Annotated in this window: 11 protein-coding genes; 10 read left to right on the top strand and 1 reads right to left on the bottom strand. The window is 43.0% G+C overall.

Going from position 1 to position 18,874, the window contains the following annotated elements; genetic code table 11:
* Nucleotides 1-20 precede the first annotated feature (20 nt).
* Complete coding sequence (locus tag FKN88_RS01890) at nt 21-1,811, bottom strand: ABC transporter ATP-binding protein (protein ID WP_217510496.1); 1,791 nt, start codon at nt 1,809-1,811, stop codon at nt 21-23.
* 84 nt (nt 1,812-1,895) lie between these two features.
* Here FKN88_RS01890 and FKN88_RS01895 point away from each other — a divergent pair, with 84 nt between their 5' ends.
* From FKN88_RS01895 to rlmKL, 10 genes are all read left to right on the top strand, one after another.
* A complete protein-coding gene (locus tag FKN88_RS01895) occupies nt 1,896-2,369 on the top strand; it encodes a GAF domain-containing protein (protein WP_217515638.1) in 474 nt (157 codons plus the stop codon).
* Nucleotides 2,370-2,470: 101 nt separating this feature from the next.
* Entirely contained in the window at nt 2,471-3,103 is a 633-nt protein-coding gene (proQ, locus tag FKN88_RS01900; RefSeq protein ID WP_154168225.1) for an RNA chaperone ProQ, read from the top strand.
* Between the two features lie 17 nt (nt 3,104-3,120).
* Nucleotides 3,121-5,118, top strand: a complete 1,998-nt coding sequence (gene prc / locus FKN88_RS01905) for a carboxy terminal-processing peptidase (RefSeq protein ID WP_154168223.1) — start codon at nt 3,121-3,123, stop codon at nt 5,116-5,118.
* 182 nt (nt 5,119-5,300) lie between these two features.
* The gene (locus FKN88_RS01910; RefSeq protein WP_154168221.1) at nt 5,301-5,975 is read left to right on the top strand and encodes a hypothetical protein; all 675 of its coding nucleotides are present in this window, start codon (nt 5,301-5,303) and stop codon (nt 5,973-5,975) included.
* Nucleotides 5,976-6,248: 273 nt separating this feature from the next.
* Nucleotides 6,249-8,858 (top strand): aminopeptidase N, encoded by a 2,610-nt coding sequence (gene pepN, locus FKN88_RS01915; protein WP_306687159.1) that lies wholly within the window; start codon nt 6,249-6,251, stop codon nt 8,856-8,858.
* 72 nt (nt 8,859-8,930) lie between these two features.
* On the top strand, nt 8,931-9,152 hold the full coding sequence (locus FKN88_RS01920; protein ID WP_040904316.1) for a DUF2835 domain-containing protein: 222 nt from the start codon (nt 8,931-8,933) through the stop codon (nt 9,150-9,152).
* Nucleotides 9,153-9,336: 184 nt separating this feature from the next.
* The gene (locus FKN88_RS01925) at nt 9,337-14,178 is read left to right on the top strand and encodes an NAD-glutamate dehydrogenase (RefSeq protein ID WP_306687160.1); all 4,842 of its coding nucleotides are present in this window, start codon (nt 9,337-9,339) and stop codon (nt 14,176-14,178) included.
* A gap of 71 nt (nt 14,179-14,249) precedes the next feature.
* Nucleotides 14,250-15,260 carry a quinone-dependent dihydroorotate dehydrogenase gene (pyrD, locus tag FKN88_RS01930; RefSeq protein ID WP_158138438.1) on the top strand — a complete coding sequence of 337 codons (1,011 nt, stop codon included), beginning with the start codon at nt 14,250-14,252 and terminating at the stop codon, nt 15,258-15,260.
* 166 nt (nt 15,261-15,426) lie between these two features.
* Nucleotides 15,427-15,972 (top strand): cell division protein ZapC, encoded by a 546-nt coding sequence (locus tag FKN88_RS01935; protein ID WP_040904315.1) that lies wholly within the window; start codon nt 15,427-15,429, stop codon nt 15,970-15,972.
* Nucleotides 15,973-16,638: 666 nt separating this feature from the next.
* Nucleotides 16,639-18,786 (top strand): bifunctional 23S rRNA (guanine(2069)-N(7))-methyltransferase RlmK/23S rRNA (guanine(2445)-N(2))-methyltransferase RlmL, encoded by a 2,148-nt coding sequence (gene rlmKL / locus FKN88_RS01940; protein ID WP_306687161.1) that lies wholly within the window; start codon nt 16,639-16,641, stop codon nt 18,784-18,786.
* The last annotated feature ends 88 nt before the right edge of the window (nt 18,787-18,874 follow it).

Consider the following 18,874-nt stretch of genomic DNA (forward strand, 5'->3'; position numbering starts at 1 on the left):
CTGCCATAAGGCAAACGGAACTATGACTGAATAGCGCCATATAATGTTTGATAAAGTCCTTGCTGTTCAAGTAACTCTCCATGTGTACCAATTTGACTCACTCGCCCATCTTCTAATACATAAATCAAATCGGCTTGTTTCACGGCCGACAGCCGATGGGCAACAATCAGCGTAGTTCGTCCTTTTAAAAATCCACTTAATGCACGATGCAGTGCCGCTTCGGTTGCCGTATCGAGCGCGGACGTCGCCTCATCTAAAATTACCAATTTAGGATCACTTAATACCATTCTAGCAATAGCTAAACGTTGACGCTGGCCACCAGAAAGACGGATACCGTTACGACCAATGGGAGTATCCAATCCTTGACTGAGTTGGTGGGTGACATCTTGCAGTTGCGCGACTTCTAATGCATGCCAAAGCGAGGCGTCATCATAATCACCACCGAGGGTTAAATTATGCCTTAAAGTGTCGTTGAAAAGTATAGGTTGTTGTAACACCACCGCAATTTGACTGCGGATAATCTCAAAACCAATATCATCACACCGTTCGCCATTAAAATAAATTTCACCTGAATCTGCTCGATATGCTCCGAGTAGTAATTGAATCAACGTTGATTTTCCGCCACCACTGGCCCCGACTAAAGCGACTTTTTTGCCCGCGGGTATGGATAAAGATAGCTCATCAAGCACCTTTTTCTCGCCATCATAAGAAAAGTTAACTTGTGAGAGTGTCACCGCTACGGGTTGATGCTGAGTAAATGGGTTAACTTTACTGATCGGACGATACTCTTCTTCAAGCTGCAATAAGGTATTAATTCGTGTCAGTGCTGCTTTCGCGCTATACCAAGAAAATTGAATACCCAGCAGCTCTTGTACTGGTCCTAACATAAACCATAAGTAGCCAAAAACCGCAAAAATTTGTCCGATAGTCAGGTCGCTAAATAGCACCATTAACATTGCGACCGCGCGAAACAGCTCAAAGCCCAGTAGAAAGAGTAAAAAGGAGAGTCGCCCCGCCGCTTCAGCTTGCCAAGCGTATTTATCGGCATTGGCTCTCACTTCATTGGCATTGATTTTGAGTTGAGTTAAAAATTCCCGCTCTTTGTTGGCGGCCCTAAGCTGATAGATACCATCTAAGGTTTCGACTAAGCGATTTTGAAATTTCTCAAATGCTTGATTCTCGCGTTTTTTGAGATGTTTGACTTGACTGCCGAGTAGGCGAGAAAAATAGATAACAATTGGGTTAACCAATAGGATAAATAATCCTAATCGCCAATCAAGCCACAGTAGCACTAAGGCTGTGCCTAACACCGTCAGTAAACTGATTAAAAATTTACTCAATGTTGAGCCAATAAATTGATCGATGGTTTCAATGTCGGTCACTAAATGGGCATTAATTCCGCCACTGCCGCGCGTTTCGTACTGACGAATGCTGATTCGGCCTAGCTTATCAATCATCTTACAGCGCATTTGATAGGTAACCGTCTTCGATACCCGTGTAAATTGCCGACTTTGTACAATATTCAGCAGTTGGCTACCAGTGCGCATGAGCACCACCAGTAATAAAGTGAATAGGATATATCCAGTGGGTGTTTGCCAATCAGTTGGCAGGAGAGTATCCATTAAGGCTAGACCACCAGCGGGTTGATTAAGTAATACTTCATCGACCATCAATGGCATCAACAAGGGAATAGGCACACTGATTAAAGTAGCAACGATGGCAATAAAATTGGCATAAAGCAGCGGACGTTGATGTTTTTTTACTTGAGTTATCAACCAAGAACGGCTAATAGTGTCATGATTATTGGTCATTATAATGAGAATGCATCCTATTTAGTTAGATAGGTATTGTACGAAGAACAATAAGTGAAGTCTTTAATTTTATTGGGAATGAATATGAACTTAGCAGATTACCAACGTTTAACGAAGCAAGCCGTCGCTTTACTCGAATCTGAAACCGACTTAGTGGCTAACTTAGCGAATTTAAGCGCTCTATTAAATATGGAATTGAGCGACCTAAACTGGGTTGGGTTTTATCTCTTACAGAATGATGAATTAGTGTTAGGCCCTTTTCAAGGTAAACCCGCTTGTGTTCGTATTCCGGTAGGACGTGGAGTATGTGGGACGGCTGTTGCCACCAATACTGTACAACGTGTAGATGATGTGCATGCTTTTGTTGGTCATATTGCTTGTGATGCCGCCAGTAACTCGGAATTGGTGATCCCGTTCACCATCTGCGAGCAATTGGTCGGTGTGTTAGATATTGATAGCCCAACTATTGCTCGCTTTTCAGAAATTGACCAGCAAGGACTGGTATTTTTAATGACGGAAGTAGAAAAGGTGCTTAATTCACACGCGAACAAGGCATAAATTCGCCTTTGCCAGTGGTTTTTCGTACTCAGGTCACTATAATACCGAACATATTTTATTATTTATGCCCCGCGGACCAGCCGCATCAACCAGGAATCCTCATGGAAAACACTGAAAAGTTAAAAAACAGCAAAGAAGTGATTGCGTATATTGCTGAATGTTTCCCTAACTGCTTTACTTTAGAAGGTGAGGCTAAGCCTCTTAAAATTGGTATTTTTCAAGATCTTGCTCAGCGTCTTAATGAAGATCCTAAAGTAAGCAAAACTCAACTTCGTGCAGCACTAAGACAGTACACTTCGTCATGGCGTTATCTGCATGGTGTTAAAGCTGGTGCGGTTCGTGTTGATCTTGATGGTAATGCTTGTGGTGAACTTGAACAGCAACATGTCGATCATGCTCAAGCTGCGTTAGCAGAAAGCAAAGCTCGCGTTGATGCGCGCCGTAAAGAGCAAGCGAAGAAAGTGCGTGAAGAGGCCAATAAAGCCAAGCCAAAAGCGAAAAAACCTCAACCACGTCGTGCACAAGCAACCGATGTGACAGCAAAAACAGAGAAAAAACCAGTTGAAACGCGCGTGTTACAAGCTGACGAAATGAAAGTTGGCAAAGAAGTCAATGTGAACATGGGCAAAGGCAACATGGCTGCGACCATCGTTGAAATTAATAAGGAAGATGTGCGTGTTCAACTCGGTAACGGCCTGCAAATGGTTGTGAAGACGGAGCACTTGCGCGCTTAAAGGAGATATTCCTAAGCATGAAATGCCGTTCAAAATTAACATCAATTGCTGCTGGCCTATGGCTGGCAGCTTTTTCTGTTCAGGCGATAGAAGCCAATCTCAAGATAGAGGATCTTCCTCTTCTTACTCCACAAGCTCAACATGAAACCGCCAGTAAACGAGTAACGTCACGTTTTACTCGTTCTCACTATAAACACTTCTCTTTAGATGATGCGTTTTCTCAAGCTATTTTTGATCGTTATGTTGGCATGTTGGATTACAATCGTAATCTCTTTACTCAGGCCGATATTGACGCTTTTAAACCCTGGTCAACCCAGTTAGATGATCAGTTAAAAGCAGGCAATAATCAGATAGCATTTGAATTGTATAATCTTTCAATGCGTAAACGTTTTGAGCGTTTCCAATACGCGTTGTCGCTCCTTGACCATGAAATGACCTTTGATAACGACGAGTTTATTGAACGCGATCGCTCCAAAGCCGCATGGCCGAAAGATCAAGCGGAAGTCGATGAGCTATGGCGTCAGCGTGTTAAATTTGATGCATTAAACTTGAAATTAACGGGTAAAACATGGCCAGAAATTCAAGAAACGCTGGCTAAACGTTATAACAATGCGATCAAACGTTTAACTCAGACCAATAGCGAAGATGTTTTTCAAGTCTATATGAATGCCTTTGCTCGGCAGATCGACCCTCACACCAGCTATTTATCTCCTCGCAATGCTGCTCAATTTCAATCGGAGATGAATTTATCTCTTGAAGGGATTGGCGCGGTATTACAGATGACGGACGATTATACGGTGATTCGCTCATTAGTCGTTGGTGGCCCTGCGGCGACCAGTCGACAGTTGAGTGAAGGGGATCGCATTATCGGTGTCGGTCAAGAGAAAGGCGATATTGTTGATGTGATTGGCTGGCGTCTCGATGATGTCGTGCAGTTAATTAAAGGGCCGAAAGGCACTAAAGTGCAACTGCAGGTATTACCGGAAGGTAATGACGCAAAAAGTCACATTGTCACTATTGTCCGAGATAAAATTCGTCTTGAAGACCGAGCGGTGAAGTCTAAGGTCATTGAACAAGACGGCAAAAAAATCGGTGTCCTTGAAGTGCCTAGTTTTTATGTAGGCTTAGCACAAGATACCGATAAGTTACTGACGGAGCTAAAAGCCAGCGGAGTCGACGGTATCATCATCGATTTACGTAATAATGGTGGTGGCGCATTAACGGAAGCCACGGCACTTTCTGGTTTATTTATTACCAGTGGTCCTATTGTTCAGGTACGCGATAGTTATGGCCGAGTGAATGTTAATAGCGATACTGACGGCAAAATCAGTTATCAAGGTCCAATGACGGTTTTGATTAATCGATTTAGTGCTTCTGCGTCAGAGATTTTTGCCGCGGCCATGCAAGACTATGGTCGAGCGATTATTCTTGGTGAAAACTCATTTGGTAAAGGTACGGTTCAGCAGCATCGCTCTTTAAATCATATCTATGATTTATTTGAACAAGAGCTTGGTTATGTGCAATACACGATTCAGAAGTTTTATCGAATTGATGGTGGCAGTACCCAAAATCGCGGTGTGATCCCTGATATCGTTTTCCCGAGTGCTATTGATGCGAGTGAAACAGGGGAAAGTGTTGAAGAGAATGCACTACCTTGGGACCGGATTGATCCGGTTAAATACCAAGTATTGCATGACTTTAGTGCGACGATTGCTAAGCTCGATCAGCGTCATCAAACTCGGATCCTAGCGGATCAAGAGTTTGGCTTTATCTTGCAGGATATTGAAAAATATCAAGCAGAAAAAGACGATAACTTATTGTCTTTAAATGAAAAGCAACGCAAGCAAGAGATGGAACAAGCGGATAAACAGCGATTGGATAGAATTAATCTTCGCCAAGCATCCCTTGGTAAAGAACCTTTTGCGGCCTTGAGTGATGTTCCCAAAGACTATGAAACTCCTGATGCTTATTTGAATGAATCGGTATCAATCATGGTGGACATGCTCAAGATTTGAGCTTTTCTATCTTGAAGAGTGAAAGCGAGCCAATGGGCTCGCTTTTTTATAACTGTTTGTTTTATCGTTGTTAATTTGAAATAAGTGTGCAGATAAGAAGAATTTATAATGTGATTTTCATCGAAATTTCGCATTATAAATTGAAACCGCCTAAGCTTAAAATAAAAGCATTAGGGGGCACGATGAAATGGATTGCACTATTTATTGCTTGCTTCAGCTTAACGGCAACGAGCCCACAGTTAGAAGCGCGTTATCACTCAAGACAAGATCTGACTCAGTTTGACGTGCCTTTCTTGCTTGGCGATTGGTTTTTGTTTAACTCTGCACCAGAGGCATCGAAAGAAAACTTTCTCGTCGTTCGCTTAACCCTCAAGTCGGATTATTCATTTTTAATCGATATACAAAAGAAAGACTACAGTATTGATCACTGGCAAGGGCAATATTCGCTCAATCAAGATAGCTTGATCCTTGGTATCGATAGCAGCAAACCACAGCACTATTTTTATCAAGCGAATCATAATCAATTAATGCTTAATGGCGTTATTTTTACCAAGATGTTAACTAGCCCGTTAGCGGGAACTTGGTCAGGAGACTCATTGGCTGGCAGCGATCAATCGCTTCTCAATTTACAAAGCCTCGATTTGATTTTACAGCCCGATTTCATCTTCTTTTTTCGTGCAACGGGTCAAAATGGTAATCAAACCGTACAACAAGGGGTGTTTTATACCGAAGATGAACAATTGGTCCTGTTGTACCCCCATGGTGAACATAATACGCGCTTTCAACTCAACCAAAATCGCTTAACGTTAGACATTGAGCAGGGCATGCTTTATGCCGAATTAAAGCGAATTCGCTAGTCGCTTTTTTCTTCATCATTCCATCATATTGCAGATTGACGATTTTCTTTGTTCTTTAGCGCTGTCAGCGTGACGCTTTATCGTTTTAATACCTTTATTTTTGACCTTATCGTTAAAATCCCATATCGCGTATCTGGGATACATCGGGCGAAAATCTCTCATTTTTTCGGTCTAGGGGTTGTTATTGGTGAAAACAAGATTAAGATCAGTTGATTAACATCAAGGTTTCTCAACCTTGCTCTTCATCTGTTTACGTCAAAAAGGATTCCGACCATGGCGACAAGCCCATTAGCCAAGTATCGTAAAGATTATCAGGCTCCCTCTCATTATATTGATCGTATTGATCTAACCTTTGATTTGCACGATCACGCGACTGTCGTTACGGCGGTTTCTCACGTTGAGCAACAGGCTGACAGTTCAACACTATTGCTGGATGGTGAAGGGCTAGTATTAACATCATTAAAAATTAATGGTGAAGAGTGGCAACACTTTACCAAGTCAGAGGCTCATTTAGAAATAACTCAACTACCTCAGCAGTTTGAGTTAACCATTGTGACGGAAATCGATCCTCAAAGTAATACTGCATTAGAGGGACTCTATAAGTCCGGTGGCGCTTTCTGTACTCAGTGTGAAGCGGAAGGGTTTCGTCGCATCACTTATTTCCTTGACCGTCCAGATGTCTTAGCCAAATACACCAGTACCGTGATTGCCGACAAAGCCTTATACCCATACTTGCTAAGTAATGGCAATAAAATTGCTCAAGGTGAGGCTGACAATGGTCGTCATTGGGTCAAGTGGCATGATCCCCATCCTAAACCAGCGTATTTATTTGCTTTGGTCGCGGGAGATTTTGACGTCTTGCGTGACCAGTTTATCACTCGTTCTGGTCGTCACGTTGGTTTGGAAATTTTCGTTGATAAAGGTAATTTAGATCGCGCAGGCCATGCGATGACGTCACTAAAAAATTCGATGAAATGGGATGAGCAGCGATTTGGTCTGGAATACGATCTGGATATTTATATGATCGTGGCTGTCGACTTTTTCAATATGGGAGCGATGGAAAACAAAGGGTTAAATATTTTCAACTCAAAATTTGTGTTAGCCAATGAGAAGACGGCGACCGATACCGATTATCTTGGTATTGAAGCGGTGATTGGCCATGAATATTTCCATAACTGGACGGGTAACCGAGTTACTTGTCGTGACTGGTTTCAATTAAGCTTAAAAGAAGGCTTAACGGTATTTCGCGATCAAGAATTCTCTTCTGATCTTGGTTCGCGAGCGGTGAATCGCATTCATAATGTCCGGATTATTCGTGGTCCGCAATTTGCAGAAGATGCAAGCCCAATGTCTCATCCTATCCGTCCGGATAAAGTAATAGAAATGAATAACTTCTACACACTGACTGTTTATGAAAAGGGCAGTGAAGTGATTCGGATGATGCATACCTTATTAGGTGAGAAAGCGTTCCAGCAAGGGATGAAGCTTTATTTTGAACGCCATGATGGCACCGCAGCAACTTGTGAAGATTTTGTTTTAGCGATGGAAAAGGCAAGCGGTATTGATTTAACTCAATTCCGTTTATGGTATAGCCAATCGGGTACACCATTACTTAAAGTGACGAGTCATTATGATGACCAAGCACAAACGTTCGCATTAACGGTTGAACAAAGTACAGAGCCAACGCATGATCAGCCAGAAAAATTACCATTGCACATTCCGTTTGATATTGAACTGTATCGTGAAAATGGTGAAATCATTCCGTTACAGTGTAATGGAAAGGCCGTATCTAATGTACTCAATGTAACTCAAGCCAAGCAGACGTTTGTCTTTGAGAAGGTGACCAGCCAACCGATCCCATCTTTATTACGTGAGTTTTCTGCTCCGGTAAAACTTGAGTATGACTACCGTGATCAAGAGTTAAGCTTTTTAATGAGGCATGCGACTAACGCTTTTGCACAATGGGATGCTGGGCAGATGTTGTTGGCAAAATACATTCGAGCGAATGTCGAGGCCGTTCAGCAACAACAAAAGGTCACCTTACCTGAAGCGGTTGTCGATGCATTTCGTGGCGTGTTGCTCAGTGATAAGCTAGAGCCAGCCTTTGTGGCAGAAATGCTGGCTTTGCCGAATCATAATGAAGTATCGGGTTGGTATAAGCAGGTGGATGTCGATGCGATTGCCAAAGTGTTACATGAACTGAAAGTGATGTTAGCCACTGAGCTAGAAGATGAACTCAGTGCCACTTATCATTCATTAACTCAGGCTGAATATTCGATTGAGCATGCGGCGATTGGTCAGCGTACTTTACGCAATACCTGTTTAGCTTTATTGGCTTTCACTGAGCAAGGCAACCGTTTGGTCCAACGTCAGTATCAGCAAGCCAATAATATGACCGACACGATTGCCGCAATGAGCGCGGCGAATAGTGCTCAATTGGCTTGTCGAGAAACGCTGATGGCTGATTATAGTCTGAAATGGCAACACGATGGGTTGGTGATGGATAAGTGGTTTGCTTTGCAAGGTTCGAATCCTGCTGAAGATGCCTTGAGTGTCATCCAGGCTACGATGCAACACTCCGCTTTTAGCTTGAAGAATCCTAACCGCATTCGTAGCTTAATTGGTTCATTCTTTACCATGAACCCGGTTAATTTCCATGCACTTAGTGGTGAAGGTTATCGCTTTGCGGGGCAGATATTGCGTGAGTTAAACAGCAGTAATCCTCAAGTAGCTTCTCGTTTAATTGATCCGTTACTCAAGTTTCGACGTTATGACGAGCAGCGACAAGCATTAATGAAACAGCAGTTAGAAGCGTTACAGTCACTGGATGATCTTGCGCGTGACTTATTTGAAAAAGTCAGCAAAGCGCTTGAACAAGCCTAACTTGTTCGATATTTACTCATTGATCGGGTGCTGGAAGGGAACCTCGTTTCCAGCACCATTTAAAGCACAATTATGAACTACTATTTTTTCTCTCTTAACATCTCTTATCAAACTTTCCTTGCTCATTATTCTGGGCTAGCCAGCCACATTCTAGTCACTACCGAACATGGCTTACGTTTACAATTACCGGCTGCAAAATTTCGCCCATTTCTTAGCCAAATTGGAGTAAAAGGTCGATTTCGTCTAACAACTGACCAAAACAATAAGTTTATAAAGTTAGATATGCTGTCCTGAGGTAAATTTGTGGTGATTTGAATCGCTACGCCTGTCACATTATTAAACATTTCACTATCAATTGCGTCCAAATGCGTTAACGAACGGTTAGCAAAGCACTACAATAGGCCTCGCATTACCGTAAGTTACAACTATGCTTAGCGCATACCCTACCAGCCTATAATTCTAATATTTGGAGTCGCATATGACCGCGCGTGAAAGTTTGATGCCGGTTCTACTTGAAAAAGTATACCAGCTAATTCAAGACAAACTTGAGCTTGCTCACCAACCTCTTGTTACTCAACTCGGCCAACACCTATTTAGTAATGTTGCGCAAGACGATCTTAGTAAACGTAATGAATCTGACTTATACGGTGCCGTAGTCAGTCTTTGGCATCATATTAATGAGAAGAAAGCCGACCAACGTTCGGTACGTGTATTTAACCCAACCGTCAGTAAACATGGTTGGCAATCGACTCATACGATCGTTGAAATTGTCGTACCCGATACTCCTTTCCTTGTTGATTCAATCAAAATGACCTTAAGTCGTCTCGATTTAACATCGCACTTAATGCTAAACGGCCCAACGCACATCGAACGAGACAATAACGGTGCGGTGCTTAGCATTGGTCAAGGCGCTGGCGCGTTGCAATCACTCTTTCATATTGAAGTGGATAGACTCAGCAGCAAAGAAGAGATGACGGCGCTAAAAGAGGAGCTATTGGAAATCCTCAGTGATACGGCTTTGGTCGTTCAAGACTGGAAGCCAATGGCGAGTAAGCTTGAGCAAGTGATTGAGGAGTTAGAGTCGCATAAAAACCATATTCCGGTTGATGCTGAACATTATCAAGAAACTCTCGTTTTCTTACGCTGGCTTGGCGCGCATAATTTCACTTTCATGGGTTATAAAGAATTTGATCTGGTTAATCATGATGATGACACCGAGCTTCGACCTACGCCAGATGCAGGATTAGGCTTATTTTCGGATCCGAAACGGGTTCGTGGTGTTAAATTATCACAGTTTTCCGACTCTGCTCGTTTAGAAGCGAAGAAGCCTTTCTTACTGATCCTGACTAAAGGCAACAAACAGTCGCGCATTCATCGCCCTGCGTATACCGATTACATTGGTATTAAGAAATTTGATGCCAATGGTAAAGTGATTGGTGAGCATCGTTTCACGGGTTTATACACCTCAGCCGTTTATAACCAAACGGTCGAAAGCATTCCACTGGTTCGCGAGAAAGTACAACGTATTCTTAAAGCAAGTGGCTATCGTGAGGGCTCTTATGCCTATAAAGCATTACACAATATTTTAGAGAACTATCCTCGCGATGAGCTTTTGCAAGCGAAAGAAGAAGAGCTTCTTGAAGTGGGGATGGGGGTTGTGCAGATGCAAGACCGTGACCTGATCCGTCTGTTTGTTCGCAAAGACCCCTTTGGCCGTTTCTTTAGTTGCATGGTTTATGTTACTAAAGAGCGTTACAACACCGAACTACGCCGTCAAACACAGCGCTTATTAAAGCAGTATTTTGGTTGTGAACAAGAAGTGGAATTCACCACCTATTTTTCTGAAAGCCCGCTAGCGAGAACGCATTATATTGTGCGGGTAGAAAATAACAGTGCCAATATTGATGTTAAGAAGATAGAGCAAAATTTAATGGAAGCATCCACCAGCTGGGATGATCGTTTATCCGAAGCAATTATTGCCAATTTTGGCGAAAGTTCAGGTTTATCATTAGCCAAAGAGTATCAACGCGCTTTTCCTCGTTCTTATAAAGAAGATGTTATGCCCGGCTCCGCGGTTGCGGATATTGAACGATTAGAAGCCCTGAATGAAGATAACAAACTCGGCATGCTGTTTTATCGTCCTCAAGAAGAGGCGAAAGATTCTAAGGCGGTGCGCTTAAAACTGTATCATCGTGATGAGCCGATTCATCTGTCCGATGTGATGCCGATGTTAGAAAACCTTGGCTTACGTGTCATCGGTGAATCGCCATACGAAGTGACGAAGACCAATGGCCAAGTCTATTGGATTCTAGATTTCTCTATGTTGCATAAGAGCGAGAAGCAAGTTGATTTGCGTGAAGCACGCGATCGTTTCCAACAAGCATTTTCAGCCATTTGGCATGGCGAATTAGAGAGTGATGGTTTTAACCGCTTAGTGCTTGGTGCTTCTTTGACTGGACGTGAGATTTCTATTTTACGCGCTTATGCACGTTACATGCGTCAAGTCGGTTTCCCATTCAGCCAACACTATATTGAAGATACCTTAAGTCATTATCCCGACCTAGCGAAAGGGTTGGTTGATCTGTTTGTACGTCGTTTTGATCCTAAATTTAAAGGTTCGCAAAAAGGCCAAGCGGAGCTGATTGCTCAGTTAACCGAGCAATTGGATCATGTCGAAAGTCTCGATGATGACCGTATTCTTCGCCGTTATATGGAAATGATCTGCGCAACGCTACGTACGAACTATTTCCAAATGGATGAAGAGAAACAACCGAAACCTTGGCTGGCTCTTAAGCTAAAACCACGGGAAATTCCAGATATCCCAGCTCCCGTACCTGCCTTTGAAATTTTTGTCTATGCGCCGGATATGGAAGGGGTCCACCTGCGTGGTGGTAAAGTTGCCCGCGGTGGTTTACGTTGGTCTGATCGCCAAGAAGATTTCCGAACCGAGATTTTAGGCTTAGTAAAAGCTCAACAAGTAAAAAATACCGTGATTGTTCCCGTTGGAGCGAAAGGCGGTTTTGTTTGTAAAAAACAGCACTTACTGACGGGACGAGATGAAATCTTTGCCGAAGGACAACGTTGTTACAAGCGCTTTATCCAAGCATTATTAGATGTCACGGATAACATTGTTGAAGGTGAAATTGTCCCGCCACGTAATGTGGTTCGTCATGATGAAGATGATCCTTATTTGGTTGTCGCTGCGGACAAAGGGACAGCGACCTTCTCTGACTTAGCAAACTCGGTATCGGCGGATTACCAATTCTGGTTAGGGGACGCGTTTGCCTCTGGTGGCTCTAATGGTTATGACCATAAAGCCATGGGTATTACTGCTCGTGGTGGTTGGGAATCGGTTAAACGTCATTTCCGAGAACTCGGTATTAACTGTCAAACGACGGATTTTACCGCGGTCGGTATCGGTGATATGGCGGGCGATGTGTTTGGTAATGGTATGTTGTTATCGCAACATATTCGTTTACAAGCCGCTTTTAACCATCTGCATATCTTTATTGATCCAAGTCCAGATGCTCAAACAAGCTGGCAAGAGCGGCAACGTCTGTTCCAATTACCACGCTCTAGCTGGGAAGATTACAATCCAAGCTTGATCTCGCAAGGTGGTGGCGTTTTCTCTCGCAAAGCGAAATCAATCGCGCTTAGTCCAGAAATTCAAAAAATGCTTGGTACTAAGAAAGCGTCAGCCGCCCCGAATGAACTGATCAAGATGATCCTGAAGATGCAGGTTGATCTTCTGTGGAATGGTGGGATCGGCACTTACATCAAATCATCGAAAGAATCGCATGCCGATGTCGGTGATAGAGCGAATGACGCACTGCGTATTGACGGTCGTGAAGTCAAAGCCAAAATTATTGGTGAAGGCGGTAACTTAGGTATGACTCAGCAAGGGCGAGTAGAGTACGCGCTCACCGGTGGTCGAGTGAATACCGATTTCGTTGACAACGTAGGCGGAGTAGATTGCTCGGATAATGAAGTCAATATTAAGATCTTCTTGAATGGTTTAGTCGCCAATGGCGATCTAACCGTAAAACAGCGCAACCACATTCTAGAGTCCATGGAAGAGGAAGTCGGTGAAATTGTTATTGAAGATGCTTACACTCAGTCAGAGTCTATTTCGGTAACTGAACAATTGGGTGTTGAGGTGGTTAAAGAGCAAATTCGTTTCATTCATCACATGGAGAAAACGGGTTATCTTGACCGCGCCTTAGAGCATATTCCTGATGACGAAACGTTGTTAGAAAGAGAGAAACAAGGTTTTGCATTAACTCGACCAGAGCTTGCCGTGCTGGTGGCCTATGGAAAAATGGCCTTAAAAGAGGAGTTGGCTTGTGATGAGATAGCTAATGATCAGTTCCATGCGCAGCAATTGATTCAGTACTTCCCATCAAAGTTACGCGGTGACTATTCGCAACAGATGCACAACCATCCACTGCGTAAAGAAATCATTGCCACCGCGTTAGCTAACCAAATGGTTAATGAAATGGGCTGCAATTTTGTGACGCGTTTGCAAGAAGAGACTGGAGCTAGCGTAACGGATATTGCTCATTCTTACGCGGCTGCCCGTGAAATTTTCGAGCTCGGTAACGTATTACAGCAAGTTCGCTCACTGGATAATCAAGCGACAGCGAGTGCTCAATATCAAGTGATGTTCCAAGTTCGTCGAACGTTGCGTCGTCTATCTCGTTGGTTGCTGCGTAATCGCACTGGAAAACAGTCTGTGCAAACGCTCATTGATCAGTACCAATCGGACGTACGCAGTATTACTCGTCAGTTAGATAGTTTGCTGGTGGCTGATGAAGTTGCTGAACATGATTTGCTGGCGAATAGCTGGATAGAACAAGGCATCAATTCGGACTTAGCGCATTATGTCGCTCGTCTATCCAGCCTTTACTCAGTACTGGATATCTCTACTGTCTCTCATGAGAAGGCGATTCCAGTTGAGCATGTCGCTAAATTATATTTTAATTTGGGCGATCGTTTATCGATTCATTGGTTCTTGAAACAGATAAATAATCAAGCGGTTGAAAATAACTGGCAGGCATTGGCAAGAGCGGCATTTAGAGAAGATCTCGACTGGCAGCAACGCCAATTAACCGCACAAGTGCTTAATGCGATCAATGGGTCAGAGACTACGGATGTGATTCATGCTCTGCAACGTTGGATGGACAATAACAGCGTTTCACTACAGCGTTGGGAAAACATTCTTAATGAATTTAAAGTGGGCTCGGTACATGAGTTTGCTAAGTTTTCCGTTGCGATGCGTGAATTGATGTTGCTCAACTTAAATTGTGTGGCGACCGAATAAGCATTGAATTGTGCGACAAATAGGTCAATAATAACGCCCCGTTTATACGGGGCTTTTTTTTCGGAGGCACAATGCTTTACCGCTTAGCCAGAGCTGGCTTTTTTCAATTGGATGCTGAAAGGGCGCATGATCTCGCCATTCAAAATTTCAAACGCTTTACCGGTACACCGCTTGATCTCTTCTATCGTCAACACCTTCCTCATCGTCCTGTCGAATGCATGGGACTCACGTTTAAAAATCCTGTTGGTTTAGCCGCTGGCCTTGATAAAAATGGCGAATGCATTGATGCGTTTGCCGCGATGGGCTTTGGATTTATTGAAGTGGGCACAGTGACACCTCGACCGCAATCAGGTAATGATAAACCTCGTTTATTTCGTTTAGTGCATGCTGAAGGGATCATTAATCGAATGGGGTTTAATAACCTTGGTGTTGATCACTTAGTGGAGAAGGTAAAGCAGGCGAATTATGATGGCATCATTGGGATCAATATTGGTAAGAATAAAGACACGCCAATTGAAAAGGGTGCTGAAGATTATTTAATTTGTATGGAGAAGGTGTATCCCTATGCTGGTTATATTGCGGTGAATATTTCTTCACCCAATACCCCTGGGTTACGAACGTTACAATATGGTGAAGCTTTAGATGAGTTACTCTGCGTCTTAAAACAGAAGCAGACCGTGCTCGCTGAGCAACACAACAAATACGTACCTCTAACTTTAAAAATTGCACCAGACCTAACGGATGATGAGTTGCAGCAAATTTGTCAATCGTTACTCAAGCACAATATCGACGGGGTGATTGCTACCAATACCACTTTAGATCGTACTTTAGTGGAAGGAATGAAATTTGCTAATGAGGCAGGGGGACTGAGTGGCCGTCCACTGCAATCACGTAGCACTGAAGTCGTAAAACTATTATATCAACAGCTAGGTGAACAAATTCCAATCATTGGTGTTGGAGGAGTGGATAGCTATGTGGCAGCGAAAGAAAAATTACTCGCCGGTGCTAAGTTAGTCCAAGTGTACAGTGGCTTTATTTATCATGGCCCTAAATTGGTCAGCGATATTGTGAAGAATTTATAACGTATTGAATTAAATTCTGATTTTTAAAAAGTGACAAGGTGACATGAAGAGGAAGTGAGTAACTCATTTCCTCTTTTTTTTTATTCCATGCTTCCTAGAATGGCACTAATAGGTAAGAAATTTTTATCTGATTGGTTTGATCATCAGCAAATAGAGAGCCGGAATAATGCTAAAGCCCAGTGATAAATGGAGTTGGTACTATTCAGATAGTGAAGGCTATTTGATGCTGGACCTTGGACAAGAGATGGTCTTTCGCACTAATCTGAGTCGCAATCTGTTGGTTGATTCCGCTTTCTCGAATCCTTCATTTACGGTCGATGATGCTTCCGATTACCAAACGTACAAAGAACGGATCAGCGGCCTTCAACTCACCGAGCCACGTCAGGTTGAATTGGCACTGTATTGCGTGGCTGCGAAGCGTTTCCATAAGCCTGTGCAGCCCAAGAGCTGGTTTTTTGATTATCAATCAGTCACGGATACTAAACCTGAAGAGGGTGATATTGTGGGTTTAGTAAATGGCTTCAATCAAGGTTTTTTTATCGTACTTGAGGTTGGAGAGAGTGCGAGTTTGTGTGCATTAATTGAGCTAGAACCGTTTATATTAAGTACGACGAAACAGTTAGAATTCGGTCAAGTGATTAAAGTGATGCATGACCGAATGTCCATAGCCAACCACATCCTTCAGCCAGAGCGAGTTGCTTTGGTTAGTTAGTTTCCCTCATCATTTCGTTCCTTTGTTTTATTTCCTATCGGCGTTCTGCCGATTTTTTTTGTCTCTATGTTGCCAAAACTCCCAGCGAACATTGTTAATCAACGGAAAGAGCGCGATATTCTGCGCAAAATTTAGAGATTAATTTCCAGAAACGTGACACAGCAAAGCCTTGAAAACGGAGGTTAGGAGTGTCAAAAGTTCCCGTTTTACCGTTAAATGGTGTTTTATTACAACCGTTATTTGTGTTTGGTATAGTCCAGTTTTGCTGTGAATAAATACTCACTTCTTTGTTGGCGCAGGGAATTGAACCTTGATTAAGGTGGGTAAGGAGGCTAATAAGAAGTGTTAACAGACAGCGGCAATAGTTTTGTAGTAAGTTTATAACGGCTTTGGAGCCAATCCATCGTCCTATCCAAAGGGTTAATTAGCTATTCGATTTAGGCTTCTAAGCTGCAATCGTGTTGGCTGCGTTCGTATCTCATTGTTTAACGATGCTCATTGGATGACAGGCTTGTCGCCGAGCTGCAGCGCCACGTTGTTTGGGTACAGATAAAGTGCTAGGGGAGTTATAACGATGATTTTTTGTAAAAATGGTCGGTTTAACTTTAGGAATGGCCTTTAATGTCAGTTATAATCTGAGGCCATTTTTACCAGTTAAAGAACCCTATGAATCAATATCTAGCAGTAACCTCAAATGGCCTTGAAAATCTATTAGCCGAAGAACTCACACAATTAGGCATCACCAATGTAAAACCCGTTCAGGCCGGGGTGAAATTTACCGCTTCCAATGAACAGATTTACCGTTGCTGTTTATGGAGTCGATTAGCTTCTCGATTTGTTCGTGTTGTTGCTGAGTTTGCTTGCCAAAATGATATGGACTTATATCTTTCGGCTAGCGCAATTAACTGGGTCAATCATTTCCATAGTTCGAAGCAATTTGTGGTCGATTTTAATGGTACTAACCGCGAAATTCGTAATAGCCAATATGGTGCGATGAAGGTTAAAGATGCCGTTGTTGACTGCTTTACTAAGAAAAACTTACCACGCCCTTCGATCAATAAAGAGCAACCGGATGTAAGAATTCACGTTCGTTTACATAAAGATAAAGCGCTGCTTGGTATTGATATGGTCGGAGCGGGTTTACATATTCGTGGTTATCGCCCGGAATCGGGCCGAGCTCCATTGCGAGAAACATTGGCTGCAGCGATTGTATTACGTAGTGGCTGGGAAAGTACCAAGCCTTTACTCGATCCAATGTGCGGTTCTGGTACCTTATTGATTGAAGCTGCGATGATGGCGGCGAATATTGCCCCAGGTTTAAAAAGAGCCAAATGGTGTTTTGAAGCATTAGAAGATTTTCAACCAGAGCTGTGGGCAGAAGTGAAAGCTGAAGCAACAGTGCAAGCGAGAAAGGGCGTCAAGAAAACTGACGCAAGGTTTTTTGGCTTTGATAATGACAGCCGTGTTTTACAAATGGCTAAAGACAACGCACGTCGAGCCGGTGTAGAGAGCTTAATTCAATTTGACGTTGGTGATGCTGCGAAGTTGACTCGTCCTGCAGAGTTTACTCAGGGGGTGATTATTTGTAATCCACCTTACGGCGAACGTTTAGGTACTCATCCCGGTCTTATTGCTTTATATACCGCTTTCGGCGCTCAATTAAAAACCGAGTTTGGCGGCTGCCAAGCGTCCATTTTCTCTGGATCGGATGAGCTATTAAGCTGTTTACGCATGCGAGCAGAAAAACAGTTCAAATTAAATAACGGTGCGTTACCATGTCACCAAAAGAATTATCTGATTGCGGAGCGCGAACAGGCTCAATTAGAGGGAATGCAGCAAGCTCCGACGCAGCAGATTGCGCCTGATTTTTCCAATCGTTTGAAAAAAAATCTCGCGAAAATTGCTAAATGGGCTAAGCGTGAAGGCTTAGATTGTTATCGTATTTACGATGCCGATCTACCTGAATATAACGTTGCGATTGACGTTTATGTTGATCAATTGGTCATCCAAGAGTACGCGCCACCGAAAACCATTCCTGAAGAAACGGCTAAACGTCGTCTGACGGATATTATCCGTGCTGCGATTCAGGTAACGGGCGTTGATGCCAACAAGGTCGTATTAAAAGTCCGTGAACGTCAAAAAGGCAGTGCTCAGTATCAAAAGATGGCTCAACAATCTCAAACCTTTACGGTTAACGAGTATGGTGTCAAATTGTTGGTCAATCTGCATGATTACCTCGATACTGGCTTATTCCTCGATCATAAACTGACGCGTCGCCGTTTAGGTCAAATGGCGAAAGGATGTGATTTCTTAAATCTCTTTGCTTATACCGGCTCAGCAACCGTGCACGCTGCGTGTGGTGGGGCGAAGTCGACAATCACTGTTGATATGTCCAATACCTACCTAGAATGGGCAAAAGAGAACATGAAACTCAACGGTCAAGTGGGAAGACAGCACCAATTTGAACAAGCCGACTGTCTGAAGTGGCTAGACAATGCCAACGGCCAGTATGATCTTATCTTTATTGATCCGCCGACTTTTTCTAATTCGAAACGAATGGAGCAGTCGTTTGATGTACAAAGAGACCACATCTTGTTGATGAAGAATCTTAAGCGTATTTTGCGCCCAGGTGGCACGGTGGTTTTCTCAAATAATAAGCGTCATTTCAAAATGGACATGGACTCGCTGCAAGAACTTGGCCTATTGGCGCAAAATATTTCGGCTCAAACACTGCCAATGGATTTTGAGCGTAATAAGCAAATCCATAACTGTTGGTTAATCACTCATCAACCGCAACAACCAGGTTTAGTGTGACTTTAAGTGACAATGTAACTAAAGTTCAGCTTACTTACCAAGGTGGAGACATCACTTCACCTTGTTGTTTTAATCAATTAACTCAATG

The sequence above is a fragment of the Vibrio sp. 2017_1457_13 genome, from assembly GCF_030851525.1.
In the GTDB taxonomy this organism is placed as follows: Bacteria; Pseudomonadota; Gammaproteobacteria; order Enterobacterales; family Vibrionaceae; genus Vibrio; species Vibrio metschnikovii.

What these genes read in the sequence shown, in the direction of transcription:
- FKN88_RS01890 (WP_217510496.1), bottom strand. Translation starts at nt 1,811, where the DNA reads ATGACCAATAATCATGACACTATTAGCCGTTCTTGGTTGATAACTCAA.
- FKN88_RS01895 (WP_217515638.1), top strand. Translation starts at nt 1,896, where the DNA reads ATGAACTTAGCAGATTACCAACGTTTAACGAAGCAAGCCGTCGCTTTA.
- proQ (WP_154168225.1), top strand. Translation starts at nt 2,471, where the DNA reads ATGGAAAACACTGAAAAGTTAAAAAACAGCAAAGAAGTGATTGCGTAT.
- prc (WP_154168223.1), top strand. Translation starts at nt 3,121, where the DNA reads ATGAAATGCCGTTCAAAATTAACATCAATTGCTGCTGGCCTATGGCTG.
- FKN88_RS01910 (WP_154168221.1), top strand. Translation starts at nt 5,301, where the DNA reads ATGAAATGGATTGCACTATTTATTGCTTGCTTCAGCTTAACGGCAACG.
- pepN (WP_306687159.1), top strand. Translation starts at nt 6,249, where the DNA reads ATGGCGACAAGCCCATTAGCCAAGTATCGTAAAGATTATCAGGCTCCC.
- FKN88_RS01920 (WP_040904316.1), top strand. Translation starts at nt 8,931, where the DNA reads ATGAACTACTATTTTTTCTCTCTTAACATCTCTTATCAAACTTTCCTT.
- FKN88_RS01925 (WP_306687160.1), top strand. Translation starts at nt 9,337, where the DNA reads ATGACCGCGCGTGAAAGTTTGATGCCGGTTCTACTTGAAAAAGTATAC.
- pyrD (WP_158138438.1), top strand. Translation starts at nt 14,250, where the DNA reads ATGCTTTACCGCTTAGCCAGAGCTGGCTTTTTTCAATTGGATGCTGAA.
- FKN88_RS01935 (WP_040904315.1), top strand. Translation starts at nt 15,427, where the DNA reads ATGCTAAAGCCCAGTGATAAATGGAGTTGGTACTATTCAGATAGTGAA.
- rlmKL (WP_306687161.1), top strand. Translation starts at nt 16,639, where the DNA reads ATGAATCAATATCTAGCAGTAACCTCAAATGGCCTTGAAAATCTATTA.